A 21,725-nucleotide genomic window follows, 5' to 3' on the forward strand; every position below is an offset into this window, starting at 1 on the left:
CCAGAGCCAGAAGATTATCGAGATCATAGCGCGCGCTCGTATTCGGCGGACAGGGAGAGGATTTCGTCCTCTTTGCCCGCGGCCTTCTTTGCGATGGCGATCGCCTCTTTCTCGCCCGGCTTCCGGCCTTCCTTGCGCGGCAGCGTCGTAGTCGAGGCGTCGGGCACAAGGTCGCGCCAGTAGCGGGTGAGGGCGACCTTCTTAAGGAACCCCTCTTTCGCGACCGCATAGAGCCGCGCGCGCCACATCGAATCCGTGCCATAAATTCCTGTGAACCATTCGTCATAGCCGCCAAGGCGCCAATACATTTCGCGGGTCATGACAAAGCTGTTCGGGTGCGGCTTGGGCTGACCATTGGCGTTCAGCGTCGGCAAGCCGGTGTCCGCCTCAACGCGGTGCATCATATAGGCCGTCTCGGGATCCAGCCGATGCACGCGTTTCAACAGCGCGTCCGCATTCTCGGCGGTCAGCACATGGTCCATGTCGGTCAGCAACAGCCATGGACCCTCGGCTTCGTGCGCGCCGATGTTCCGCGCTCCGTTTTGGAACCACGGCCGATCCTCCAGCACCCGATAGATGCGCAGCGCCGGCAGTCCTTCCGGCCGCTCGACGTCAACCGCGGGCTCGGGCGAACCATCGTCGACAATCACCACCTCGATTTGCGCCTTCGCCTTCTCCGACCAGCGCGTCATCTCCGCGTATTGGAGGGAAAGCATCGACGGGTTCCGGTAATATGGGAAGACCAGCGAAAGGATCACGCGGCCAACTCCTGCGCCGAAAAGAACATCAACCGCCCGCCTCCCTCAGTCCTCGTTGCACGGCGCCGAAGATGCACCCTTGCCTCGGCGTTCGGGTCGCCGGGGAAGCTGATCACGAACTCGCCGTCCGCTTCCAGATGGTCCGCGCCAATGCGCCCCAGAAACTCATCCCAGTCCGCGATCGACCAGTCGCGGCCGTAGTTGGTCAGGATCGACGTTATCGAATGGAACCGGCCAACCGGCAGCGGCACCCCGGCCTCGATCCGGTGGAACGTCGCCGGTTGCCGCCAAAACTCGCGCAGCGCGTCATAGAGGTCGCAACAGTCGATCCCCTCGGCGCTGTGCCCGAAGCAGTTAGCGATGAGCCCCATGTGCCCAGCGCCCGAACCCAGATCGAGCGTGCGCAAATCGCTTTTCCTGTCCCAACCAAGCGATATCGCGATCGGCAGGAGGCGCCGCACCCGCTCGCAGACCGCCAGGAACTTAGGGTCAATCCGGTTCTCATAGCCCGCCCGGACAGCCTCATATTCATCCGAGCTATAATTCTGCCCGATCCACGCGAAGGCGCGCGCAAGGGCCTTGTCTTCGGTCCTCAGCGCCTCCGACAGCGGCACCCGGTTTTCCCTCAGCACCGCGTTCACAAGACCTCCTGCGTCTCGGTGCAGAACACCGGAATTCCCGCCTCGCGCGCGATGATGCCCGCCTGTTTCGGGCTGCTTTCGATGAACATCTCGACCCCCAGCCTTTCGGCGTGACCGGCCTTCCAAGCGCCCCGGCCGCCGATCGACCGCATCGCTTCCATGCGTTCGGCTTTCGTCGGCCAAGGCGTCATGGTCAGGCTTTCGAATTGAACCCCATGCCGGGCCAGCCACGCCTCTGTTTCGGCGCGGTATTTCTCCGCGCGCCCGGTGATGATGTGACCGATCGGGCGCTGCGGGATGAACAGCGGCTCCACGTTCGCCAGAAACTCGGCATATCGCGGGCCATCGTCATTCTCGGCCTTCGTGTTGTCGCGGCAGAGAACGCCGTCGAAGTCGAAGCCCCAGCGCGGGAGCCTCACATGCTTCGTCCAGTTCCAGGCGAAGACGCGCGGGCCATGCACCGCCTCGAACCACATATCGCAGACCGATTCCGGCGCGACCTGATAGGGGCCGAAGATTGCCAGCCGCGTTGCCTTCGTTCCCTTCGGCAGGAGGCCCACAGCGCGCTTGAACGCGCCGCCCTTGTTGCAGCTATCATCGACCAGCAAAACGCGCTTCCCGGCCGCCACAGGGCGACCAGAGCGGCCATGCACGATGCCCTTCCCATATCCCACGATATCGGCGAGCGGCATTTGAAGCTGCGTCGCGATGATGCTCGCCGGGATCATGCCAGAGCGCGGCACCCCGACGATGCAGTCATAGGCGTTGCGGTCGATCCGGTGCAGGTTCGCCGTGATGATGCGGGCCATGTCGGCCAGCGTGCGGACGCTCAGCATGGCGGTTCCGGCGCCGGTTCGATGCCGTGCTGGCATTCAAGGCACCATCTCCGGTGGTGAATTTGATCGTCGGCCCACCGATGGCGGCCAATCGCGCAGAGGAAGCCACTAAATGAGCGCGGGTGAAGCGATGCCATGAAAGCCTGTCTGCGCGTGCTCTCATAGCATTCGCAGGTCTTCGTATTGTGCGCCAGCCAGCCGATGCATGGGGCCACCGGACGGCGGTGCGGGATGTAGTCTGCGATTCCCGTCATGCCTTCCGCCCCCGCAGTCCCATGTTGATGCTCCGATGCTTCTTGCTGCCCTTCGGCTCGGCGACCGTTTCAAGATCGACCAGCCCGGCCCGCTCGAAGCATTCGCGCAGATACCGCGGCGTCAGGATCGCCCGGTGCATGTTCGCGCCGTTATCGCCCCGCTTGGCGTAGCAGAGGATGCGCCCAGCCGCCGCGACGAACGGATGGTCGCGGTGCAGGTCGCGCTTCCATGCCCCCGGCGAGCGATCAGTCTCGCCCGTTTCCTCCCATTCGAGCATCGCGCGCATCAGCGGCACGGCATCGACGGTATGGACCTCGAGCAATCCGCCCGGCGCCAGAACCCGCGCCCATTCGGCAATGGTGGCTTCGACGTCGAACCACTCGATATGTTCGATGCAGTGCGACGAGTAGACTTCGGCGAAAGTCGCATCCTTGAACGGCAACCGGCGCGCATCCCCGACGTGATCGGTGAAGGGGCCGCGCGCGATGTTGAATGTCTCAAACCCCGGCAGACGTTCGGCGCCGGGGCCGATTTCTAGGCGCCTCACGCGGGGCGCCACCAACTGATTTCAACGCCAAGGATCAGTGTGTTCCAGAGCACGATATGCTCTTGGTTCACGTCCCGGCGAGGCAGATGCGTCCGAAGTTTCGCGGACCACCAATGCTGATTGATGAAGACCGTCCAGCGCCCAATCCGGAAGAAGCGCCCGGCCGTGTATTTTTGGATCATATGAGAGCCTTCCAAAATTCCGGCGACAGCATCGGAGGCGGCCCATCGTCGCTATGCCGGTCATCATTCGGCGGGCAGCGGAACATCGGCCAGCCGTCTTTCCACATCACCGTCGCGCGGCTCGGCAGCGCGGTCATGAACCACGCCGCGAACAGGACGATCGCGGCGGTCGGCTTGACCTCGCCGATCACGACATTGCCCTCGATCCGCATTTCCATGCTCACCAGAGCCATGCCCTGAAACCGAATTGCGCCGTCCGCAAAGTCGAGTTCGATCAGCTCGCAATGAGCATGGGCGGCAGCTTCCGATGCGCTCGCAAAGCAGGCAAGGCATTCGTCAAGGCCGCGATGCTCGGAGCGGAATGTGAAGACGTGGCGGGCCATCAGTCCGCGAACCTCACACGCTCGCCGTCGATGGTGAACGTCACGGTGATGGAGCCAAAGTCGCCGACGTTGGTGTCAACGACGGTTCGGGTCTGCATCGGCAGCGGAACTCCGTCATTGTCGCACAGCACAATGGCCCTACCGCCGGGGACCGATGGCGCGTCGTCCAACTTGATCAGCATGTCAGTCCTTCACGCTCTTGCCGTCGCGGCCCTTGCGCGCGGCGATCATCCAACCGCTATCGGGCGCATCGGGCTTGGCGTCGGTGTCCTTCGTGGCTGCCCACAAGCTGCCACCCCACACGGCCATATCCCCGCGTCTCCACGTCCCTTCCTTCCACGCGCCCCGGAAAATCGGCACCGGAAATTCCAGTTCAAACGTGTGCATCGTGTCGCCGCGCAGGAACTTGAATTCCAGCGTCCGCTCATCGGTCTGCTCAATGTCAAAATCGTCGAGCGTGAAGGTCTCGCCCGCTTCACCGTCCTTCCCGACGACAAGGCCCAGATTGTGCGTCCGGCCGTCGCTGGTCGTGATGACCAGATTGCCGTCGCGGTCGATCATGGCGCCCGCGAGGCCAATGCCATCTGCGCCTTTCTCCGGGGCGGGCAGTTCGCTGACAGCCTTTGCGATGCCATCCGCGATCATCTTGCCGATCGCTTCCATGTCGGGCTCGATCGGGGCGGGGGCTTCAGGAACGGGGATTGCCTTCACCGCGTCGGGAAGCTGCTCGCTCACCGCTTGCCGGGTCAGTTCGTCGACCATCTCGCGCACGGCATCCATGTCGATTTCAGCCGCGTCGCCTTTGTCGCCCTTTTCGCCTTTCTCGGGCGCAGGGAGCGCCGCCACAGCCTTGTCGACCATCGCCTGCACTTCTTCCGGCTCAACGCTCTTTCCGTCCTGCGGCGCCGGGATTTCGGCAATGGCGGCCGATACAGCGTCGGAGACAAGCGATTTGGCGGCTTCGGTGGTCACATAGCCTTCAAGGCTCGGCATTTCGCGTTGCTCGACAGCGGCCAATCGGGCGTCGCGTTCTTCGCCGGTTTCGACGATCGCATCCATGCGGGCGACCAGAGGCTGCAATTCGCTCGCAAGGTCGGGCTGCGCGGAGCCGATCATCTCGCGCACGGTTTCGAGGCTCGCGAGGCCTTCGACGGTCGGCATCTCGCGCGCTTCCAAGGCAGCAAGGCGCTTGGCGAGGTCGGCATTGGCAGAAACCAATTCGGCATTGCGCGCGAGCAGCGGCGCAGTGGCCGACTTCACCGCGCTCGAAACGACGTCGGCGATATCGTCAAGGTCGAGCATTCAGCCGCTCCATCGTTTTTTCGCGCAGTAGCGCCCGTTGACCGGCCCGCGCCTGCGCGCGCTCTTCGTCGGTCGGCTCGTTTTCGTTGGCCGCAGGTGGCGAGGTGGGCATCTCGATCGGCTGCGCGTCGCGCTTGGCGAGCCATTCGAGGCTGTGATCCTGCTCTTGCAGATAAACGGTATCGCCGCCTTTGACCGGCTTCTTGTCCAGTTTGGCGCGCTGCTCGTTGACCGTCAGTTTGCCCTTAGACTTTTCGAGCGTGTCCATCTGGGTTGCCGGGTCCATCCGTAGCAAGGTGTCCAGATCGAACTCCGTCCCAATGTTGGCCTTCATGCCCAACCCTTCGTCGAGCAGGCTTTCGATGTCCTCTAGGTGCGACTGGATCGCCTGCGCGTAATATTCGGTGTTGAGCGCCGAGATATTGTTGAATGTCGGCATTGCGCCGATCCCGATTTTGTAGACCGGGACATGGAACGTCCCGCAAATTTGCTCGGCGGTCCATTTGAGCTGTTCGACCATCTGGGAGTCGACGGGGTTCACGGTCAGCGCCGTGTATTGCATCCCATCGCCCAAGACAGCGATTTTGCCCGCGTTCGCGCCGCTGTATTTGGTTTCCCAAGTCTCTTTAAGGCGGGCCGCGTTGTCAGGGTCAATTCGGCCAGGCGCGATAAGAAGGCCGCCGGGCTTCGACGAATTGGCGAAGAAGTTGGCGCTGCTTTCCTGAATTTTCAGGCCCTGCGTCGCGGCAAGGCCGCTCGCGAAGATCGGCGACAGTCCGACCAGCGGATGAAAGAGCGTGTTGAAGCGATCGTGGATGATTTCGCTCGCGGGCACGAGGATTTGGCTTTCCTCGATGCCAGCGATGTTGTCGCACGAAAGCTGATAATAGACCGATCCGTCTGGCGCGATCATGGGTTTGACGCGGTTCGGATCGAGCACATAGAGCGCGGTCACGACGTTGCGATTGTCGCGCTTTTTCAGGCAATAGGTATTACCGCGCGACAGTTTCGACAGCATCCACGATTCCCAGAACTGGTTCCGGGTCTGAAAATGATTGGGTTTGCGCAGGACCGGTGCGAGAGGCGATGAGCGATCGGTTTCCGTCCAGATGCCGTCCTTGTCGCGCTCGACCAGTTTGAGGCGCAGCTTGGCAATGTCCCGCGCAACGAGCGTGATGCAGGAAAAAATCGCATGGTTCGCCAGCACCGCGGTTTGATCCACAGTCACGTTCTGCTGCCACGCGCCCGAAAAACTCTCAAGGATGCGATACCAGCCCCGATCATCCGGCGGCGACAGGTTCGCCTTCGTTCGCGGCGCCAGTCCGGCAGACAGGACGCCCAATGCTCGGCTAAGCACGATAGACGCCCCTACGGATGATGCCTGCGAAGGCAAAGCAGACGATGCCGCCCGCGATCAGGGTCCATGCCATGCCGACGAGCAGATAGATGCCCGACAGGATCAGCGCCGCCCCGATAAGAGCGGCGATCAGCATGGCGAGAATTTCGTTCATTATTCGGCCGCGAGTTTTTCGCGCAGCGCGGCGGCGTCCCAACCCATGAACGGCTTCTTGCCGAACTTGGTCTCATACTCGGCGCGGAGGGCGGGGCGTTCGTCGGCTTCCGCGGCCTCGGGAATCGGCGCGGGTTCGACCGGTTCCGGCGCCGGGGCGTTCGGCAATTCAACAGGCGCGGCAATCACCGGCTCATCTTCCGCCACCATGTCCCGCGTCGCATAGCGGGCCTTGCCGATGCCGATCAGCAGTTTCGCATCGCGATCGTGGCGAGCGGAGAACGGGTCACCGGGCAGCAAGCGGCGCGTGCCGTATTTCAGCTTCTTCGTGGCGATCATGTCGACCATAATTCATTCCTTCTTTGAACGATCGGCGTTGCGCTTTCGAATGCGCTCAGCCTGTTCGCGGCGCCGCTCGGGCGTCCATCTTGCCTCGACTATTCGCCTTCTGGTGGCGGGGTCGGACCATGATTTGATCTTGGCGCTCGACTGCTTCTCTTTGGTTTCCGGCGCGGTCAGGGCGGCCATGATGGCCTCGCGCCTTTCGGGGTCGGCCCACATTTCGCGAGAAGCTTTTGACTTCCGGCGCTTCACGTCCGGTCGCGCGCCGATCTCCCTATTCACCTCAGATGCCTGACGCCTCAGTTCCGGGTTCTGGTATGCCTTGCGAACTGAAGCCGCCCGCTTGGCGTTGACGCTTGGCGTATGCGAAATCTCGGCGAGCTTCTGGAGGGCCGCTTTTCCTTCGTCAGTCTCGGCGTAACGCTTCATGGCGGCGCAATGTTCGGCATGGCCTTCGGGATCAGCCATCCGGCGCTTTGTCGCCTCTGATCGCGCGCGCCTCGCTTCTGGCGTCGCTAATGCCGCCTTGAATGCGTCCCGATACTCGGGATCCGCGAACTTCTCTTTCATGAGACGCGATTTGCGGGCGCGCTGTTCCGGCGTTCCCTGCGCCGCTGCAACAGATTCCCGAAACCGCTTTCCCTTTATAGGGTCTGCTATCGTCTCCCGGCGTGTTGCCACGCGCCTGGCGATAGCCTCATCAGACAGTCCGACAAAACCTTCGCCGCCTTTGGTCATATTCGTGAGACGAGCGCCGCGTGCGCGGTATTCTTCGATCCATCGCCGCTCGCAATCCTGCCAGCTTTCGTCATCTCCAAGCTCATGGAGAATGACACATTCCGGCGAAGATCCTTCGCGGATCAATTTCATGATCCATCGCGCGCAATGGTGCGTGGTGTGTCCTGACCGGGCCTTTTGAATGTGCGCTCGAAGGCGCGCATCGGGGTCGGTCGAAAATCCAATATAGCGAACCTCACAGGTTCGCGGATCGCGAAGCGCGTAGATGTATCCCATCAGGTTCCTGCCTACAGAACCGCCTAAATGATGTTGTGGGCCAGCCTGCTAGGCTGCAAGTTTTCGGGAGCTACCCTAGGCCCACAACAATTATTTACCCTTCGGAGAAGGGGCGTCAAGTTTAGGTGTTGGGCGAGCCGCCCCAAGTGACACCGGTCAGATAGGTCACACCGGTATCCCGGCGACGAGCCCAGCAAACCGTTCGCTCGGCGAGGAAACCGACCAAGTTGTTTTGCCACAGGCTCACCAGCGAAGCACCGTTTACATCGGCAACGCCCGACTGCTGAAGCGCGCTGTCCAGCATTTCGAGCGAGGCCTCGCGGCTCATGTCGACGGTGATCCCGCCCTCATCCGCGAAGTAGATGTCCTGCGCGTTCGCCAGCACAACGATGTTGCCGGACAGGTAGTTTGCGCCGGCAAACTCCGACACGATCACCGGCAGGCCGAAGAACGTGCCACCCGTGATCGAAATACCCGAGAACTCCTGCTGCCCGAGAGCATTCTGCATCATGCTGAGTGCCAGCGCCGAGCCGGCCGACATGATCCAAACGCCCGAGCTGAGCGGGTTGTTGGCGTTGACGAACTTCTGCATCGCCGACTGCACGTCGAGACGGATGTCATCCGCGTCGCCAGTGCCCGACGCGGCAATGCTGTCCGCGCCGTAGGTGATGCCCGCCGGCTTCACATTCGCCGAACCGTTGTTGGTCGGGTCGATGAAGTCGATGTCCATGCGCTGGGCAAGCGCCGCGGCGAGCTGATCGCGAACGATCGTTTCCGCCGAGGGCGAACTGTCGCGCACCATCTCCATCGTCAGAACGGCGATGTTCGCCACCTTGAGCGGAGACAGCGTGGTTCCGGTGAAGTTGAAGTTCGTCAGCGGCTTCGGCTTACCTTCACCGACCCAGTAACCCTCGCCACCGCCGGTCTGAGAGATGAGGCGGGTGCGGAAAGGAACCCGGCGAAGGCCCGGGATGCCATTGGCTCCGAACTTGCCGAGAATTGTCATCGGTCGAAGGAACTCGACGAAATCGGCAAACGCGGACGACTCCGCTCCAACCAGCGCTTCAGCCCAGTTGCCCGAGATGTTCGCGCCCGCCGGGATTTCCGCCTTCTCGATCTTGTCGAGGCCGCGGTCGCGCATCCCCTTCAGAATGCCGGCCGTGTCGCTCTCCTCGCCGTAACGAGCCTGAGCGTAGCCGATCGCCTCGCCGAGGGAGCCCTTGGCAATACCGAAGCTCTTGACCAGCCGCGCGAACGCAATGCCGGGCTCGAGCTTGGGCTGGGCTTTAACCTCGACGCGATGACCGGCGCGCGAGGCGGAAGCCTCTTCCGGGTTCTGACCGGCGACCGGAGCGGCCTTCGCCTTCGCGATGCCTTCCATGTCGCGCAGGAACTTCAGGTGATCGTCGATCTCCTTCAGTTCGGCGATGAGGTTTTCCTTGTCCTCTTTCTGCTGCTCGTCGAGCGTGGAGCCCGAGTCGGCCGCCGCCTTTGCGATGGTTTCGAGGGCAGCAACATGGCTTGCGCGCTTCTCTTCGAAGGCGCGAATCTGTTCCGCGTAATCCATTGAAAAATGTCCATCTTGCCCCGCCGAAACGAGGACTGGGAAACCGACGTCATCACGACGCGGGACCGTGGTTTGGTTACTTGGTCCGCTTAATTTCGCGGATCACGAAAGGCGCCGTCGATGCTTTGACAGGCTCATTCAGCTTCACGACGCGCACAGATTTGCCAGAGGAGGCGGGCGCTTCGCGTTGCGGAATTTCGGGGTCGGCATTGTCGCCGAAGATCAACGCTCGCGCGTCGTCGGAAAGGTTGAGCGATTTCGCCATTTGCAGGGCGTTCGGGTTCGCCGGGACGGCGACCAGCGAGCATTCGTAGAGGATTGCCCGGAGGAAGCGCAGGCCGCCCGTCTTCATCGGTTCGACGCTATCCTGATCGGACGAAAATCCGACACTTACGGCCCGCAGGACGCCCGCCTCAACTGCTGCACGGATTTCGTCCAGCCGCTCGGAGATGCCCTTCGGCAGAAGATTGAGGCGGCCGATAAGTTTCTTGCCTTCGACCTTCACGTCGGTCCAGTGGCCGATCACGAACCTGTGATCGTGGCCGAAGAGGGCGATGGGGTTCTTCTTGAAGTTCTTCAGGTCCCACCCAGCGGCCTCGATCACGTCACCCATGCGATCGACGGATTCGTCGCTCATCACATAGACGAGCGGATCGTCACCCGCTGGCGAGGCGAGTGCCTTTTTGATCAGTTCGGTCATTTGGATTGCTCCAGATTTAGACGATAAGGATTTCATAGGTCGGGGCCGTCTCGGCGCTCATCGCCTCGACTCCCTCCGCCATTGCGAGGGCCACCATGCCGTCGATGCGGCCCGTCGCTTTCGCTTTGTCCAACATGCGATTCCCGCTTGGATCACGACGCTCGACAGCGTTTGACGCGCACATCCGCAGCACCGGATGGTTGCCGTGCCGGACCTTGCCTTGCAGCAAATCAGCTTCCAGAGCGTCCAGCGCCGGCGACATTGTTTGGTATCGCTGACGGAACGGTTCCAGCGGCACTCCGACGCCTTGCCGCTCCAACGCAGCCTTCATGCGATCCATGCGCCAAGGGTCAAAAGCAATTTTCGCTACCGGCAAGTCTGCAGTCAGAACCCCGATGTCGGCCGCGACATGCTCATAGTCGATGACCTTGCCCGGCGTGGTCCGAACGAGACCCTGCCGCACCCAGACGTCATACTCCCGCTTATCCCGGCGTGACGCCTCGATGATGCTGTCCTGAGGCATCCAGAAATAGGGGCGAACATGGACTATCCCGGCCCTGTCCCGCGCCGTCAGCACGAGCGAGGTCAAGTCCGTGGTCGCGCTCAAGTCCAAGCCGCCATAGACCGGGCCGTCAATGAACGCCTCGTCTTCAGGTTCGCCATTGCCGTCCTTCCAGACCGAAGGCGATACGAATGCGGCGACCATGTTGACGCGCTGGTTCAGGATCAGCACGCGCGCGCTTGCTTCATCCGACGGCACGCGCGCTGCGTTCTTCATTTCCTCTTCAACGTCGCGCCGCGACCGAAACAGACCCAGCGCGGGGTTCGCCATCGCCCACGCACGTTCGTCGAGCAGGTCCATGTCGTCGGGCGCCGTATAAAGGTGGCAGACGATCGCCGGGTCCTGTGATCGGATCGCGTCGTCGATCATCACCGACATCATGTCTGCATCGGTCGGCGCCTGCGTCGAAATGACCAGCATCAGCGCGTCATCATAGGCGCCCTGCGACGTGCGGATCGCATCGACGAAATCATCATTCGGCCCTTTGATCTGGCCCACTTCGTCGAGGATCGCCACGATGTAGGAACCGCCGTGCGCCGTCCCCGCTTCGGCTGACAGCGCCTCATATTCGGTGTTCATCACCGTGCCGATAAGTCGCTTGTTCGACGCGACAGGGCGGACGATGTTGCGAAGCGACGGCGACTTGACCGCCATCTTGTAGGCGTAGTTAAAAACCTCGGCAGCCTGCTTTCGCGACCGCGCACCCGAGCAAATCCGACTGTTTTCCTTGGCTTCCGGCCCGACCAGGTGAACCATGACTTGTGTAGCGATCGTCGCAGTTTTGCTGTTTTTCCTCGCCATCGAGAGAATGGCGCGGCGCGTCAAAATGCGGTTGTCATAGACCGCGTAATACCAGGCCTCTTGAAAGTCCGCGAGGCGGATCGGCTGCCCGACCAAATCACCCTCGGGAACGATCAGGTGGCGCTCGACGAACGCCATGTTCTTTTCGGCCCGCGTCATCTGCGACGTATCGAGCGAGCGCCAGTCCCTCAATTCAGGGACCGGGCCGCATTTGATGGCCTGCCGAACAATGTCCGGCAACTGGCGAACCTGCATTACTGCAACCGGGGCCTTGCGATCAGGTCATCGTCCAACGAGACCTCCATTCCGCGCCCCACGTCGCGCTGCTTTGCTGCGTCTCGATTGTCCCCCGACTTCGCGCGCGCGTGAAGGGCGAGCGATCGACGAAGCGAAAGGATGTCGCCGGCCAGCCCCTTTACCACTCGGCTTCGCGGATTCTCGACGGTTGTTCCATTCGCGCGGACCGCCACAAAACCTTCTGACCTGAGCGACCGTTGCTCGCTTTCGAGGTTGGCCATTGTCCGAGCCAACATTGCGGCAATCTCAAGCTGGTGGTCAGTCCATTGCGCCCGAGCGAACTCCGAAACCACGTTATTCCAAAACGGCCAGTCGCATTCGTCGAGCGGCACATGCACTGGCGGCTCAATCGTTCGAGCCGACCCCTGCGCGATTGTCACCGCCGACGATCTGCTGTCGGCGCGATCCTTGCGGCTCATAAATCCTCACATTGCGATGTTGCGCCGGGCGATCATCGGCGCGTCACCGGACGAAAATGGGGTTAGAGATTTCTTTGATGGGGCGCGGTCGGTGTCCTAGTGGTGCACTACACTAATGCACTACCCCCCCCGGCCTCACATTGCGATGTGATTGCGCGCCCACGCAACATTATTACGCGACGGTCGACCGGCCGTCACTCGTCCCATCCGTCCATCGCGGCACGCTGCTTGCGCCAGACCTCGCCCGATGCCTTGAACCAGTCGTCAACGCCATAGGTCGGCGTCCCTCTCGCCTTGCTGCGTTTCAGGCATTCGGCATATCCGGGGTTGAGCAGGACGACATCGCCGCCAAGGCGGGTCCGCCACCATTGCCGTTCGCCCTTGGTCGGGGCGCCGACGATGAACCATGCGCGGCCCTTGGCCTGCCTGCATAGTGACCCAAGGACCTCGTTGCGCTTGCGGAGGCTGGCGTTCAGCAGTTCGTTGCTTCGACCGGACCAAGGCCGAAACGTCGGGTCTATCTCCATGCTGATCGCGTCGAGGTCGATCACGATGTCGCCGGGCTTCGCCCGATCGCGCGCGTATGTCGTCTTGCCCGAGGCCGGGGGGCCGCAGATGATGGTCAGCGGGATCGCGCTGGGCCTGAGCCATTCGGGATGCGTGGCACCGAACAGGTTGGCGCCGCCTTCACTTGCCGTCTTCGCGTCGTGGTGCGCGTGGCAGAGCGATTGGCAATTCTCGTCGATGTCCTCGCCGCCCTGGCCGAGCGGCTTGATATGGTCGACGACATCGGCCTGCCGGATGATCCCTTCGGCCTTGCACATCCGGCACAGCGGCTCGGCCCTCAGCCTACGCTTGCGTAGCTCCACACCCTTGCGGCCACGGATGCGCTCGCCCATTGCCCTAGCGCCTCCGCTGTCAGTGAGCGGGCTTCCACCGCGTGCCGCTCGGCCTGTCCGGATCGCCTCGGCAGTTCGGCTTTGCGTCTGCCCTTGCGAGGGGCCGGGTTTCCACAGCGTCCTAGCCATATCGGCACGGGCGGCACGCCGCCGTATTCGGAACGCTGTAGGCGCCGATGTTCGCGCGGGCGGGGCGCCACTCCCGCGTGGCCTGTGAGCCGGGGCCTTGGCCCGTCGTCGGATCTACACTCGAACCCGCCAATGTCCGCTATGGGGCGCTTCTGCTTTCAGCGCCGCCGCGCAAAGGTGATGAGCAGGCCGGACTCGACACCGGCTGAGGCCGTTCCTCCGCACCCTGATCCGAACGCCACTTGCTTACGCCGTGCCATCGCTCGGGGGCCAGACCGCCCACGCCTCGTGCGGTCCCACTACTGCGTGTCCTTCCACGCCGCTGCTCAAACTGGATATGAAAAAGGCCGGCGCTTGGCCGACCCGTTCAGTTGCAGGCGCAACTTTCATTACGGTGAGGGAGATACAGTTATCGGGCCAAGATTGTCAATGCGCTGATTGCCATCGGTTGGGAGATCGCGCGAACCGTTGGCAAATTCCCCGGCGACTTGGCCTGTCTCCGCTATGCATCGCAGATGGGGCCGCGCATTTACGTCCTGCCGGGGTCGGACGCTTCCCTTTCGGTCCAATCATAGTCGCGGTCAAGCTGGAACGGCTGAAGCACGACGCGCCCGCGATCATCGACGGACTCTGCCAGATACTCACCGAACGGCGCGCCGCTTGCTTCTACGCGCACTGCATGGCCTATCATGTCTTCGGGCTTTTCCCATTGCCCGATGGGGAACCGGAGTTCGACCGTTACGGGCTGGCGCACGATGCGAGCGCGGCGAATGGCCGCTTCCTTCGACGTGACGACATCGAACCCGAGCGAGATTTCGGTTGGCTGGTCCGTCTCACCACCCTTCAATGCGGCGTCGATCATCGCTCGCCACGTATCAGCGGTCATATCCTCCATTTCATCCCACATAAGCCGTCCTTGGGATAGCATCCCCTCGCTCGGCTCACGGATCGCTTCGAGGACGGCGCGGGCAACGGCCTTCGACCAATCCGGGTCGGCGCGCGCCACAACTCCGGGTCCGGGATATTGCGCGACGAAGGCTTCGTCGGCGAACTCGGCAGCACGCGCGGCGCGTTCGAGCAGGCTGGTCATTGCATCTGTCCCATTGCCCAGAGATAGGCGAGCGCAATCAGGGGCGCGCCGAGCGTCATCGCGATGAATGCCCACCACAACAGAGCAGGCGGCACCGACGGGATGCGGCCTATCCACGGATGCCGATCAATGAAAGCCGTCAGCCAATCCAGCATCGGGGGTATCCGCAGCGCATCCGCAACCGCGTCGATGAACTCGCGCCATGCTTTGTCGAACTCGGTCATCGGCCGCTGTCCTTCATCAGCCAATCAGCAACCGGCTTCGGAATGTCGAACATGATGCCCTCGTAACCTTCGAACTCAGCGCGCCAACCATCGCCATAGTTGAGCATCCCGATGACGCCCATGTCGATCATATGGGCGGTGCGCGGGAAGCCTTGGTGCCGGACGCCGCCGAAGTCGTGCGGCGGCTCGCCTTCTGGGAATTTCGTAGCCATATCGCCTCCTATCACAACCCCAGCCAGTCCGCGACCTGATCCGCGCACGTCCGCAGCGTCAGCATCCCGCTATCCCGTCGGCACTTCGCCATCCGCTCGGCCCGTTTCACGCCAACATCCCGCAGGATCACCAAGTCGAAGAACCGCCGATACTTCGCCGTGATCGCTGCCCGCGCTTTTCGCATGTCGTCCATCGCCTCGACCTGGCGATCGGTGAACGCGACGCCGCCACGCATCCCACCCGCAATCCTCGGTTCGAAGCTCGACATGGAAAGACGGCCGTCCAGCCCGGTTTCCTCGTATCGGTCGCGATACCATGTGCAGGCGCGTAGCTGGCGCTCGCCGATCTTGAGGGCCTGATGCGCTCGGATGACGGGGGTAATCGTGATCCGCCGCACCGTCTTGACCGAGCGCGCATGGTGGCCCTGTCCATCGGCCTGCACCGTCATGGGCCGGGTTTCGTGCTTGGCGAGCCATTCGGGGGTCGGGGGCACGACGGCATCGCCGACGTTGACGAACGTGCCTTCCTTGATTTGCAGCTCGGCCGCTTTGCGCTCGGCCTCCTCCTTCGCGTCAAGGCGGGTCTGGCGCAGGAGCTTCGTCGCGCGGGCTGCCTCCTTCGCCTTCACCGCCTCGACCGCGGCAACGGGATCGTCGGCCATCATGGCGCGGGCCAGTTTGTCGGCCGCTTGCTCGATTTCCTTCTCGCGGGGGCTGGGGATGTCGGGGTCCGTCATATCGTGCTCCACCGCTTCTTTCCGAGATTGATGTGCGTCATCTGGTCACAATGCTGGCAGCGGGTGCGCGTCCTGCCCTCGACTTCGGCGAGCACCTTGCGGGCATCCTCCATCCGCTGATGCCAGCGGCTCTCCTTCTCGCAAAGCTGGCGCAGCACCCAATGGGCGTTCAACTTGGCCCCGCAATCGCCGCACTGGACCTCTTCCAGAGCCTCATCGACGATGAAGGTCGCGGAGCGATGATGGCACGCTCCGGACTGATATCCGACGACGCGCAGGCCGCGCTGGTCGACCGGCTTCGTTTTCGGGTTGAGCTTGACGACTTCGGCCGCTGTGGTGTCGGGGTCATGGTCCATTATGCGGGGGTCTCCGGGGTCGAGGGTCTCTGGGATAGTTTGCGCTGGAGTTTGCCTATTGCCTGTCGCGCGCGCCGGTCCGGCGCACTCACTCCCAACAAGCCGTGCTCGGCCGCTTCTCGACCGGAAGCAAACAGCGGAACTGGGCTGGCGTAAGTGAAGACGCTCGGGTCCACGCGGTTCATTCGGAAAGCCAGAAGATGATCTGCATCGTGGCAGCCGACCCAGCCTGCACAGAGGTTCCCGTCTTGCTGGTGGCAAAAGAACAGGGACGGCGATTGCTCCCATGTCTCACCGTCATAGCGCGGCAGTTTCGCGTATTCCTCGGGGTGCCAAATGCCAGCGGGAACGTCGCGGCGATATGGGCATGAGCCGCAAGGGGCTTTACCGGGGCAGGGGCCGCTCACCCCTTCACCCTCCCGGCCTCGATCATGGCGCGGTAGGCTGCTGGGGCCTCCCCGCAATGAAGATCGATGATCGCTTCGAGACCTGCTGACGACATCTCCAGCGTGGGCTCGACAGGGACGATAGCAAAGCCCGCTTCGGTGAGGGCGGCCAGCGCCGCGCGCGCCAGAACCTCGGCAGTCCCGCCGCTGTAGACGGCAGGCCACGCCCGACTTTCCTGCATCGCCCGCGCCATTGTTTCGATGATGTTGGTCATTGGCCTGCCTTCCTCGGTCCATAGATTTCATCCGCCAACTGGTTGACCCGCGTCGCCTGCGGCCAAGGCAGCGTCTTGGTGTTGAAGACGACCAGTTCGCCATTCGATCGCTCGCGGATCTCGCGACAGGCCGCGCGCCCGTTGGCAGGGTCGGGATCGCGCATCTGGTCGGCGAATTTCCCGATCGGCGTTGATGTCGGGTAGCCAGATGGGCGGGTCATGGGACTGGTTCTCCACGTGCTGCTAGGCGCTGTCGGGCGGCTTCGAGTTCGGCAGGGCTTCGCTGCCGGTCGGGTCTGGCGGTGAATAGGTTCGGAGGAACTTGCCGCAGGCTCTGAGGAAGCCGCTCGTCGGCAGATCGAAGCCAATTCAGGTAGGCCAGCGTCCAATCGGTCTTTCTGGCGTTGGCTCCAGATGACGATCGCCAGTGATCCCGGAAACGCTCAGTCTCGGTGTCCAGCTTCCCATTCGGCCATGTCGCGGTGATCGCCTGAACTTTTGGATGGCCTTCAGGCGGCTCCCAATCGTCCGGTATGCGATGCCCCTTTACCGATTTCGAAACAGCTTTTTTGGAAGAGGCGTTAGCCTCTTCTTTTTTCTCTGTATCTGTATCTGTCTCTGGGGCCGTTTCACGCTTGCGTTGCCTGTAACGTTTCACTCGGTCTGTTGAAGTATCTGATTTATATTGTCTTTGGTCCCATCCATGTGGGGCGTAGTGATACCCGTTCACCCCACCGTTACGCCGGTCGATAAGCCCCTCGTTAAGCAGGCGTTCGAGTAGGCGTTCGACCCCCCGTTCATCGATCCGAAGGCTGAACGAAATCTTGTCGACGGCAGGCAGGATGCCATCGTTTTTCGAGGCGATGCAAAGCAGGTTCACCCATGCCTTGAATAGCTCAGGAGGGAGGGTCTGGACCTTGGGATCGTCCAAGGCCTCGTCATAGAAGCGGAACCAGCGCGCGCTCATCAAATCCCCCGAAACGCTTGAATGTCACGCCGATATTTGACGTGGACAGTCTGCCCGTCCTCGCCGTTGCGGCACTTGGCGATGATGAGTTCGCAGTCGTCCTTGATGGCCTCGCGGTCGGCTTCCCAATTGACGATTTCGGTCTCGTAATTCTTCGATCCGTGCTGCGGCTTGGCCTGCTCGTGATAGTAGGACGGACGGTAGACGAAGACGACGTTATCGGCGTCCTGCTCGATAGCCCCGCTCTCCCTAAGGTCCGCCAGTTTGGGCCGCTTGTCTTCCCGGCTTTCGACCTGGCGGCTGAGTTGGGACAGCGCCATGACGTGAACGTCATATTCCATGCTGATCGTTTTCAGGCCGCGCGAGATGGCTGACACTTCCTGAACGCGGTTCACCTCGCCCTTTGATCGACCGGGCGATTCCATCAATTGCAGATAGTCCACGACCAGAAGCCGCAGGGGATGTCCGATGCGCTCGAAATGCCGTTTCAGGCGCCGCACGGTGGCCCTGAGACGCGGGATGGTCATCGGCCCGCGCGGCTGGATGATTTCGAGCGGGATGCGGTCCAGTTCGGCCTTGGCGCGCAATATGCGCTCACGTTCCTCGGCGTCGAGCCGTCCTTTGACGATTTTCCAGAACGGAACGGGGTAGGTATAGGCGGCGATGTCGGACAGCATCCGGTTGCCGAGTTGCCGACCGGACATTTCGAGGCTGACAAAGGCGACGCCGCCACCGGTCTGGCAATCGGGGTCGAGAGCGCGCTTTGCTACCGCCACCGAATGCGAGACTGCTTCGGCAGTCTTGCCCTGTCCGGGGCGACCGGCAAGCACGGTCATCTCATACGGCCCCATCACGCCCAGCTTTTCGTCGAGTGCGGGCATGATGCCGGTTTCGACGCCGACCGGGGCCTTGTCCCATTGCGCGATCGACATCGCCGCGCATTCGCCGGCAGAGAAGGTCATGCGGGCATCGTCGCCGCTGCCGTCCACAGCAGACAGGCGGGCTTCGGCCTCTTCGATCAGCGCGCCGGGGTCTATGCCGTCAGCGGTGTCGGATGCGCCCTCGATCATCCTGCGGCCGACCTCGATCAGTTCGCGCAATATGGCGAGTTCGACAATCTGGCTTGCAAAGCCTTTCGCCCCCAGCAGCCCAGCGTCGCTGCCGGTGAGACGCGCAAGATAGCCGACCCCGCCGACCGCCTTCATCGCCTCGTCATCTTCAAAGAAGGTCTTGAGCGTGACCGCGGTGACCGTCTTGCCTTCGTTGAACAGCGACAGGATTCGGTCGAAGAGTCGGCCGTGCAGCGGCTCGAAGAAATGCGCCGACGACAGCGATGGCGGAAGGCTGTCGATGATCTTGTTTTCAATCAGCATGGCGCCGATCAGCGCCGCTTCGGCTTCGACGTTTCTGGGCAGCTTGATGTCAGGCGTCACATCGACCCCCGCAGCTTGTTCAGGACGCGATTGGCGGCCTGTCCGATGGGGATGGCGCGACCAACGCGTTCAGCGCATTCGCAGCCCACGTCGCCACGGACGCCGCAATAGGTGCAAGGGTCGCGATGAACGATGCGAGATGGATCGACAGAGGGGCCGCCCGCATCGCTATAGAGCCGGTCGGCGCCGCGCCTGCGAACTGGTGCCGGGGTGTTGTCGTTCGCCAGCGCATATATCGCGAGGCTTCCTCGTCCGCTGCCGCCGTCGATCCGCTTGACACGCCGCTCTTTGATGAGTTTCGCGCAGTCCCGCGAGACATAGGCGCCCTTGCTATTTACGATCGTTGCAAGTTCTGCGGCCGACTTGGGGCCGGATTTGAGGGCGAGCAGGAGGGATTCGATCTTCGTCATGCCGCCACCCCGATTTCCCGGCGCCACCGCCGCATATCCGCTTCGTGCTGAGCCAAGATGATTTCGCGAGCCGCTGCCGCTTTCAGGCGCTTCGTGCGGACCAGATAGCGATATTTCTCGCGGAGATGACGCGGACACCATGCGAGTTTTGTGGCGCTTCCACGCTGACCGGCTTTGGCGCGCGATTCAGGGTTGCTGGCCGCCGCGCGACCGATCTCCCATATCCGGTTCTCCACGAAATGCCGGTTTCGGATAAGGTTGATTTCGGGATCGGCCGAGAGATTGCGCGCCCGCTTTCGCAGATCGTCGAGATACGCGGGATCAACTGCCAGCTTGCGACGGATGCCTTCGCGTTGTCTCTCGCGTATTTCAGGGCGAGCCGCATTGGCCGCCGCGACATGCTTCCGGCAATATCCGCTCTTGTTCTTGCGTCCGAGGGTGGCGCCGCATGTCTTGCATCCGCCTGTCATGCCACAGGCTCCCCGACAGGAGCGCCGTTCATCTGCTCGATGACTTCGCGGTCGAACTCGTCCGGCGCGTGCGGGCTGATCTTCCGGAACATGGTTTCCGGAAAACCCCGGCTAGGGTCCCGAGCCGAGACATCCGAGAACCCAAGCGCGCGTTCGCCCTCGGCCCAGATCAACGGGCGACCGATCCGGTCGACGGTGTAAATCGCACCGATCCGAAGGATGCTCGAAGGCTCTTCGAACATCGGGTGCGTAACAGCGACGCAAAGCGCGCGATCACCAATCTGCCAATCGTCAGCCATTATACCCGCGCCTCCCGCATCCATTTGAGCACCTGGTCGGGGCTCGCGCCGGACGTCTTTGCAGCGACAGCAGCGATCCTCTGGTCGGACATGGGGTGATTATCGGCCGCACGGCAGCGGGCGACCTCACGGAGCGCGATTGTGCGTTGGAGTTTCAGAGCTTCAGGTTTCATGCTGCAATACTCAGAGGAAGTAGTGGGCCCCATTGGTCGGCCATCGCGGCCGCGATCCCGTCGAAGAAGCGGCTGCGCTCCTTCCAACGGTCGGGCCCGGGCGGCATCCGGTGGACGCGCGGCTCCCGGCCCTCGACAATGTTTGTCGGAACCAACGGGGGGAGGTTTTTGAGCCAAAGACAGGTGCGCTTGGTCTCGCCGTGACCGAATTGCCACGGCTGAACCGATTGCGCGGGCGGAGCGTAATTCGCGATCCGCTCTTTCGCGTGCCGGTGCATGACCGGGTTTTCGACCGCGATCCGTTCGATGGGCGCGTTCCATAGATCCGAGAACAGCGCCGCGCCTTCATCGAGCTCGCGCCACATATCATCGAGCGATCGCCCCGGTGGCGGTGATGACAGCCAGCGCACGCCGCTATTGCACAGCCGCGTGCATGGCGGGTGCGCCACGATGAGCAAATCCCAGCCATCGCCAAGGATCTCGCGAACGTCGCCAGTGATATGGCGGTTGCTGCGATCCTCGGCGGGCAGAAGGTCGCACGACCATGCGTCGAACCCGCGCGAATTGAAGGCGCGGCGCACGGTCCCGGAAAATTCGCAGGCAATGAGGATGCGGCTCATGCACACACCCCCAGCGGCGGCCGCAGCACTTCGTTCGCGGACCACGGCGGACGGATGCCTTCGCGGTCGCAGGCGTAATCGAGCACGCCCACGGCCTCGGCCTCGTCGCCATTTTTGACGCTGATGCCGATCTGGCCGCACCGCTCCTTGGCGTATTCCTTCAATTCCAGCGATTTCTTGCCGCGCTTCATGGCGCCGAGAAAATGCCGACGCCATGTGGCTTGATGGACGGCAATGAACCGGATGCCCTTGGCGGCCGCGAAGCTCTGCGCGTGCGCGAACAGGCCATAGGTGATGAGCAGGGTCTCGAACGTCGTTTGCTTGGTAACGGCTTGGGGCTGCAGCGGCTCTTCGCAATAGATGACGTGAGCGCCACCTATGATGCAATTGAGGTCGCTCAACTGCTCGTGCAACCGACCGAAAGCCGTTCCGAGGTCGGTGAATTTAGAGCCGAGCGGCTTGGACACGACTACCGGCTGAGATGTTTTACCATCCCAGCCGGCGAGCCCTGACATGCTCTTCGATAGATCGCAGCCGATGATGCGCATTAGTGCGTCAGCGTCGCGAGCTCGGGCCGCGCCTTTTCGACCACCGGAATGATCGGCTTGGCCTCGCCGCCTTCGGCCTGGTCGACCAGATCGCGTGAGATGCCGACGCCGGACAATTCGAGCAGACCCGACAGCGTGCGGAAATAATCGTCGCGCAACTCTGGATCCATCCGCAGCAGCTTGTGGAAGTCCTTCGCCGCCTTCTTGTTACAGTGGCAATCGTTCTCGATGACCTTCCAGCCCGCAGCCTGATCGCCACGAACCTTCGCCGATTTCTCGAGCAGGGGATTGAGGTCGTTCGTGATGATCTTGATCGCGCGCTCGAAGTCGGGCTTGATAATCTCCCCGCCGTTTTGCGGGGCTTCGTCTTTCTTCGCCATC

The 21,725-nt window shown here is 62.3% G+C and carries 33 protein-coding genes; all 33 read right to left on the reverse strand.

Annotated features, from left to right (window positions below):
* Positions 1 to 23: 23 nt before the first annotated feature.
* On the reverse strand, positions 24 to 758 hold the full coding sequence (locus tag ACOTSS_RS07465) for a glycosyltransferase family 2 protein (protein WP_448690867.1): 735 nt from the start codon (positions 756 to 758) through the stop codon (positions 24 to 26).
* The gene (locus ACOTSS_RS07470; protein WP_448690868.1) at positions 755 to 1,399 is read right to left on the reverse strand and encodes a hypothetical protein; all 645 of its coding nucleotides are present in this window, start codon (positions 1,397 to 1,399) and stop codon (positions 755 to 757) included. The genes ACOTSS_RS07465 and ACOTSS_RS07470 overlap by 4 nt, the downstream gene beginning before the upstream one ends.
* Positions 1,396 to 2,271 (reverse strand): phosphoribosyltransferase family protein, encoded by an 876-nt coding sequence (locus ACOTSS_RS07475; RefSeq protein ID WP_448690869.1) that lies wholly within the window; start codon positions 2,269 to 2,271, stop codon positions 1,396 to 1,398. The genes ACOTSS_RS07470 and ACOTSS_RS07475 overlap by 4 nt, the downstream gene beginning before the upstream one ends.
* Before the next feature lie 214 nt (positions 2,272 to 2,485).
* Positions 2,486 to 3,037, reverse strand: a complete 552-nt coding sequence (locus ACOTSS_RS07480) for a class I SAM-dependent methyltransferase (protein WP_448690870.1) — start codon at positions 3,035 to 3,037, stop codon at positions 2,486 to 2,488.
* On the reverse strand, positions 3,034 to 3,219 hold the full coding sequence (locus ACOTSS_RS07485) for a hypothetical protein (protein ID WP_448690871.1): 186 nt from the start codon (positions 3,217 to 3,219) through the stop codon (positions 3,034 to 3,036). Before ACOTSS_RS07485 ends, ACOTSS_RS07480 begins: the two co-directional genes overlap by 4 nt.
* Positions 3,216 to 3,602, reverse strand: coding sequence for a hypothetical protein (locus ACOTSS_RS07490; protein ID WP_448690872.1), 387 nt, complete (start codon positions 3,600 to 3,602; stop codon positions 3,216 to 3,218). The genes ACOTSS_RS07485 and ACOTSS_RS07490 overlap by 4 nt, the downstream gene beginning before the upstream one ends.
* The gene (locus ACOTSS_RS07495) at positions 3,602 to 3,784 is read right to left on the reverse strand and encodes a hypothetical protein (RefSeq protein WP_448690873.1); all 183 of its coding nucleotides are present in this window, start codon (positions 3,782 to 3,784) and stop codon (positions 3,602 to 3,604) included. Before ACOTSS_RS07495 ends, ACOTSS_RS07490 begins: the two co-directional genes overlap by 1 nt.
* A gap of 1 nt (position 3,785) precedes the next feature.
* Complete coding sequence (locus ACOTSS_RS07500; RefSeq protein ID WP_448690874.1) at positions 3,786 to 4,904, reverse strand: hypothetical protein; 1,119 nt, start codon at positions 4,902 to 4,904, stop codon at positions 3,786 to 3,788.
* Positions 4,891 to 6,246 carry a phage portal protein gene (locus ACOTSS_RS07505; protein ID WP_448690875.1) on the reverse strand — a complete coding sequence of 452 codons (1,356 nt, stop codon included), beginning with the start codon at positions 6,244 to 6,246 and terminating at the stop codon, positions 4,891 to 4,893. The genes ACOTSS_RS07500 and ACOTSS_RS07505 overlap by 14 nt, the downstream gene beginning before the upstream one ends.
* Before the next feature lie 7 nt (positions 6,247 to 6,253).
* Entirely contained in the window at positions 6,254 to 6,415 is a 162-nt protein-coding gene (locus ACOTSS_RS07510; protein ID WP_448690876.1) for a hypothetical protein, read from the reverse strand.
* Positions 6,415 to 6,762, reverse strand: coding sequence for a hypothetical protein (locus ACOTSS_RS07515; RefSeq protein WP_448690877.1), 348 nt, complete (start codon positions 6,760 to 6,762; stop codon positions 6,415 to 6,417). The genes ACOTSS_RS07510 and ACOTSS_RS07515 overlap by 1 nt, the downstream gene beginning before the upstream one ends.
* 3 nt (positions 6,763 to 6,765) lie before the next feature.
* Positions 6,766 to 7,770, reverse strand: a complete 1,005-nt coding sequence (locus ACOTSS_RS07520; protein ID WP_448690878.1) for a GIY-YIG nuclease family protein — start codon at positions 7,768 to 7,770, stop codon at positions 6,766 to 6,768.
* A 121-nt stretch (positions 7,771 to 7,891) separates the two neighbouring features.
* Positions 7,892 to 9,337, reverse strand: coding sequence for a phage major capsid protein (locus tag ACOTSS_RS07525; RefSeq protein WP_448690879.1), 1,446 nt, complete (start codon positions 9,335 to 9,337; stop codon positions 7,892 to 7,894).
* A 76-nt stretch (positions 9,338 to 9,413) separates the two neighbouring features.
* Complete coding sequence (locus ACOTSS_RS07530) at positions 9,414 to 10,037, reverse strand: HK97 family phage prohead protease (protein WP_448690880.1); 624 nt, start codon at positions 10,035 to 10,037, stop codon at positions 9,414 to 9,416.
* 16 nt (positions 10,038 to 10,053) lie between these two features.
* Positions 10,054 to 11,655: a terminase large subunit gene (locus ACOTSS_RS07535; protein ID WP_448690881.1), complete on the reverse strand. Its 1,602-nt coding sequence runs from the start codon at positions 11,653 to 11,655 to the stop codon at positions 10,054 to 10,056.
* Positions 11,655 to 12,116: a hypothetical protein gene (locus ACOTSS_RS07540; protein WP_448690882.1), complete on the reverse strand. Its 462-nt coding sequence runs from the start codon at positions 12,114 to 12,116 to the stop codon at positions 11,655 to 11,657. The genes ACOTSS_RS07535 and ACOTSS_RS07540 overlap by 1 nt, the downstream gene beginning before the upstream one ends.
* Before the next feature lie 194 nt (positions 12,117 to 12,310).
* Positions 12,311 to 13,015 carry an HNH endonuclease gene (locus ACOTSS_RS07545; protein WP_448690883.1) on the reverse strand — a complete coding sequence of 235 codons (705 nt, stop codon included), beginning with the start codon at positions 13,013 to 13,015 and terminating at the stop codon, positions 12,311 to 12,313.
* A gap of 658 nt (positions 13,016 to 13,673) precedes the next feature.
* Positions 13,674 to 14,234 carry a hypothetical protein gene (locus ACOTSS_RS07550; RefSeq protein ID WP_448690884.1) on the reverse strand — a complete coding sequence of 187 codons (561 nt, stop codon included), beginning with the start codon at positions 14,232 to 14,234 and terminating at the stop codon, positions 13,674 to 13,676.
* A complete protein-coding gene (locus ACOTSS_RS07555; RefSeq protein ID WP_448690885.1) occupies positions 14,231 to 14,458 on the reverse strand; it encodes a hypothetical protein in 228 nt (75 codons plus the stop codon). Before ACOTSS_RS07555 ends, ACOTSS_RS07550 begins: the two co-directional genes overlap by 4 nt.
* Complete coding sequence (locus ACOTSS_RS07560; RefSeq protein ID WP_448690886.1) at positions 14,455 to 14,670, reverse strand: hypothetical protein; 216 nt, start codon at positions 14,668 to 14,670, stop codon at positions 14,455 to 14,457. The genes ACOTSS_RS07555 and ACOTSS_RS07560 overlap by 4 nt, the downstream gene beginning before the upstream one ends.
* Positions 14,671 to 14,681: 11 nt before the next feature.
* Positions 14,682 to 15,407, reverse strand: a complete 726-nt coding sequence (locus tag ACOTSS_RS07565; protein WP_448690887.1) for a hypothetical protein — start codon at positions 15,405 to 15,407, stop codon at positions 14,682 to 14,684.
* A complete protein-coding gene (locus tag ACOTSS_RS07570) occupies positions 15,404 to 15,763 on the reverse strand; it encodes a hypothetical protein (protein WP_448690888.1) in 360 nt (119 codons plus the stop codon). The genes ACOTSS_RS07565 and ACOTSS_RS07570 overlap by 4 nt, the downstream gene beginning before the upstream one ends.
* Positions 15,763 to 16,170 carry a DUF6283 family protein gene (locus tag ACOTSS_RS07575; protein WP_448690889.1) on the reverse strand — a complete coding sequence of 136 codons (408 nt, stop codon included), beginning with the start codon at positions 16,168 to 16,170 and terminating at the stop codon, positions 15,763 to 15,765. The genes ACOTSS_RS07570 and ACOTSS_RS07575 overlap by 1 nt, the downstream gene beginning before the upstream one ends.
* A complete protein-coding gene (locus ACOTSS_RS07580; protein ID WP_448690890.1) occupies positions 16,167 to 16,424 on the reverse strand; it encodes a hypothetical protein in 258 nt (85 codons plus the stop codon). Before ACOTSS_RS07580 ends, ACOTSS_RS07575 begins: the two co-directional genes overlap by 4 nt.
* Positions 16,421 to 16,645, reverse strand: a complete 225-nt coding sequence (locus ACOTSS_RS07585; protein ID WP_448690891.1) for a hypothetical protein — start codon at positions 16,643 to 16,645, stop codon at positions 16,421 to 16,423. Before ACOTSS_RS07585 ends, ACOTSS_RS07580 begins: the two co-directional genes overlap by 4 nt.
* Positions 16,642 to 17,391 carry a hypothetical protein gene (locus ACOTSS_RS07590; RefSeq protein ID WP_448690892.1) on the reverse strand — a complete coding sequence of 250 codons (750 nt, stop codon included), beginning with the start codon at positions 17,389 to 17,391 and terminating at the stop codon, positions 16,642 to 16,644. Before ACOTSS_RS07590 ends, ACOTSS_RS07585 begins: the two co-directional genes overlap by 4 nt.
* Entirely contained in the window at positions 17,391 to 18,824 is a 1,434-nt protein-coding gene (locus ACOTSS_RS07595; protein ID WP_448690893.1) for a DnaB-like helicase C-terminal domain-containing protein, read from the reverse strand. The genes ACOTSS_RS07590 and ACOTSS_RS07595 overlap by 1 nt, the downstream gene beginning before the upstream one ends.
* Entirely contained in the window at positions 18,821 to 19,234 is a 414-nt protein-coding gene (locus ACOTSS_RS07600; protein ID WP_448690894.1) for a hypothetical protein, read from the reverse strand. Before ACOTSS_RS07600 ends, ACOTSS_RS07595 begins: the two co-directional genes overlap by 4 nt.
* Positions 19,231 to 19,704, reverse strand: coding sequence for a hypothetical protein (locus ACOTSS_RS07605; RefSeq protein ID WP_448690895.1), 474 nt, complete (start codon positions 19,702 to 19,704; stop codon positions 19,231 to 19,233). The genes ACOTSS_RS07600 and ACOTSS_RS07605 overlap by 4 nt, the downstream gene beginning before the upstream one ends.
* Positions 19,701 to 20,003: a hypothetical protein gene (locus ACOTSS_RS07610; protein WP_448690896.1), complete on the reverse strand. Its 303-nt coding sequence runs from the start codon at positions 20,001 to 20,003 to the stop codon at positions 19,701 to 19,703. Before ACOTSS_RS07610 ends, ACOTSS_RS07605 begins: the two co-directional genes overlap by 4 nt.
* A 169-nt stretch (positions 20,004 to 20,172) precedes the next feature.
* On the reverse strand, positions 20,173 to 20,796 hold the full coding sequence (locus ACOTSS_RS07615; RefSeq protein WP_448690897.1) for a hypothetical protein: 624 nt from the start codon (positions 20,794 to 20,796) through the stop codon (positions 20,173 to 20,175).
* Positions 20,793 to 21,344 carry a hypothetical protein gene (locus ACOTSS_RS07620; protein WP_448690898.1) on the reverse strand — a complete coding sequence of 184 codons (552 nt, stop codon included), beginning with the start codon at positions 21,342 to 21,344 and terminating at the stop codon, positions 20,793 to 20,795. The genes ACOTSS_RS07615 and ACOTSS_RS07620 overlap by 4 nt, the downstream gene beginning before the upstream one ends.
* Positions 21,344 to 21,724 (reverse strand): hypothetical protein, encoded by a 381-nt coding sequence (locus ACOTSS_RS07625; protein WP_448690899.1) that lies wholly within the window; start codon positions 21,722 to 21,724, stop codon positions 21,344 to 21,346. The genes ACOTSS_RS07620 and ACOTSS_RS07625 overlap by 1 nt, the downstream gene beginning before the upstream one ends.
* Position 21,725 lies beyond the last annotated feature (1 nt).

It is taken from the genome of Sphingopyxis sp. NJF-3 (genome assembly GCF_053514865.1).

What these genes read in the sequence shown, in the direction of transcription:
- ACOTSS_RS07615 (WP_448690897.1), bottom strand. Translation starts at nt 20,796, where the DNA reads ATGAGCCGCATCCTCATTGCCTGCGAATTTTCCGGGACCGTGCGCCGC.
- ACOTSS_RS07580 (WP_448690890.1), bottom strand. Translation starts at nt 16,424, where the DNA reads ATGACCAACATCATCGAAACAATGGCGCGGGCGATGCAGGAAAGTCGG.
- ACOTSS_RS07555 (WP_448690885.1), bottom strand. Translation starts at nt 14,458, where the DNA reads ATGACCGAGTTCGACAAAGCATGGCGCGAGTTCATCGACGCGGTTGCG.
- ACOTSS_RS07550 (WP_448690884.1), bottom strand. Translation starts at nt 14,234, where the DNA reads ATGACCAGCCTGCTCGAACGCGCCGCGCGTGCTGCCGAGTTCGCCGAC.
- ACOTSS_RS07625 (WP_448690899.1), bottom strand. Translation starts at nt 21,724, where the DNA reads ATGGCGAAGAAAGACGAAGCCCCGCAAAACGGCGGGGAGATTATCAAG.
- ACOTSS_RS07560 (WP_448690886.1), bottom strand. Translation starts at nt 14,670, where the DNA reads ATGGCTACGAAATTCCCAGAAGGCGAGCCGCCGCACGACTTCGGCGGC.
- ACOTSS_RS07590 (WP_448690892.1), bottom strand. Translation starts at nt 17,391, where the DNA reads ATGAGCGCGCGCTGGTTCCGCTTCTATGACGAGGCCTTGGACGATCCC.
- ACOTSS_RS07600 (WP_448690894.1), bottom strand. Translation starts at nt 19,234, where the DNA reads ATGACGAAGATCGAATCCCTCCTGCTCGCCCTCAAATCCGGCCCCAAG.
- ACOTSS_RS07485 (WP_448690871.1), bottom strand. Translation starts at nt 3,219, where the DNA reads ATGATCCAAAAATACACGGCCGGGCGCTTCTTCCGGATTGGGCGCTGG.
- ACOTSS_RS07520 (WP_448690878.1), bottom strand. Translation starts at nt 7,770, where the DNA reads ATGGGATACATCTACGCGCTTCGCGATCCGCGAACCTGTGAGGTTCGC.
- ACOTSS_RS07475 (WP_448690869.1), bottom strand. Translation starts at nt 2,271, where the DNA reads ATGCCAGCACGGCATCGAACCGGCGCCGGAACCGCCATGCTGAGCGTC.
- ACOTSS_RS07510 (WP_448690876.1), bottom strand. Translation starts at nt 6,415, where the DNA reads ATGAACGAAATTCTCGCCATGCTGATCGCCGCTCTTATCGGGGCGGCG.
- ACOTSS_RS07495 (WP_448690873.1), bottom strand. Translation starts at nt 3,784, where the DNA reads ATGCTGATCAAGTTGGACGACGCGCCATCGGTCCCCGGCGGTAGGGCC.
- ACOTSS_RS07500 (WP_448690874.1), bottom strand. Translation starts at nt 4,904, where the DNA reads ATGCTCGACCTTGACGATATCGCCGACGTCGTTTCGAGCGCGGTGAAG.
- ACOTSS_RS07545 (WP_448690883.1), bottom strand. Translation starts at nt 13,015, where the DNA reads ATGGGCGAGCGCATCCGTGGCCGCAAGGGTGTGGAGCTACGCAAGCGT.
- ACOTSS_RS07540 (WP_448690882.1), bottom strand. Translation starts at nt 12,116, where the DNA reads ATGAGCCGCAAGGATCGCGCCGACAGCAGATCGTCGGCGGTGACAATC.
- ACOTSS_RS07535 (WP_448690881.1), bottom strand. Translation starts at nt 11,655, where the DNA reads ATGCAGGTTCGCCAGTTGCCGGACATTGTTCGGCAGGCCATCAAATGC.
- ACOTSS_RS07565 (WP_448690887.1), bottom strand. Translation starts at nt 15,407, where the DNA reads ATGACGGACCCCGACATCCCCAGCCCCCGCGAGAAGGAAATCGAGCAA.
- ACOTSS_RS07585 (WP_448690891.1), bottom strand. Translation starts at nt 16,645, where the DNA reads ATGACCCGCCCATCTGGCTACCCGACATCAACGCCGATCGGGAAATTC.
- ACOTSS_RS07610 (WP_448690896.1), bottom strand. Translation starts at nt 20,003, where the DNA reads ATGGCTGACGATTGGCAGATTGGTGATCGCGCGCTTTGCGTCGCTGTT.
- ACOTSS_RS07515 (WP_448690877.1), bottom strand. Translation starts at nt 6,762, where the DNA reads ATGGTCGACATGATCGCCACGAAGAAGCTGAAATACGGCACGCGCCGC.
- ACOTSS_RS07490 (WP_448690872.1), bottom strand. Translation starts at nt 3,602, where the DNA reads ATGGCCCGCCACGTCTTCACATTCCGCTCCGAGCATCGCGGCCTTGAC.
- ACOTSS_RS07525 (WP_448690879.1), bottom strand. Translation starts at nt 9,337, where the DNA reads ATGGATTACGCGGAACAGATTCGCGCCTTCGAAGAGAAGCGCGCAAGC.
- ACOTSS_RS07605 (WP_448690895.1), bottom strand. Translation starts at nt 19,704, where the DNA reads ATGACAGGCGGATGCAAGACATGCGGCGCCACCCTCGGACGCAAGAAC.
- ACOTSS_RS07570 (WP_448690888.1), bottom strand. Translation starts at nt 15,763, where the DNA reads ATGGACCATGACCCCGACACCACAGCGGCCGAAGTCGTCAAGCTCAAC.
- ACOTSS_RS07530 (WP_448690880.1), bottom strand. Translation starts at nt 10,037, where the DNA reads ATGACCGAACTGATCAAAAAGGCACTCGCCTCGCCAGCGGGTGACGAT.
- ACOTSS_RS07620 (WP_448690898.1), bottom strand. Translation starts at nt 21,344, where the DNA reads ATGCGCATCATCGGCTGCGATCTATCGAAGAGCATGTCAGGGCTCGCC.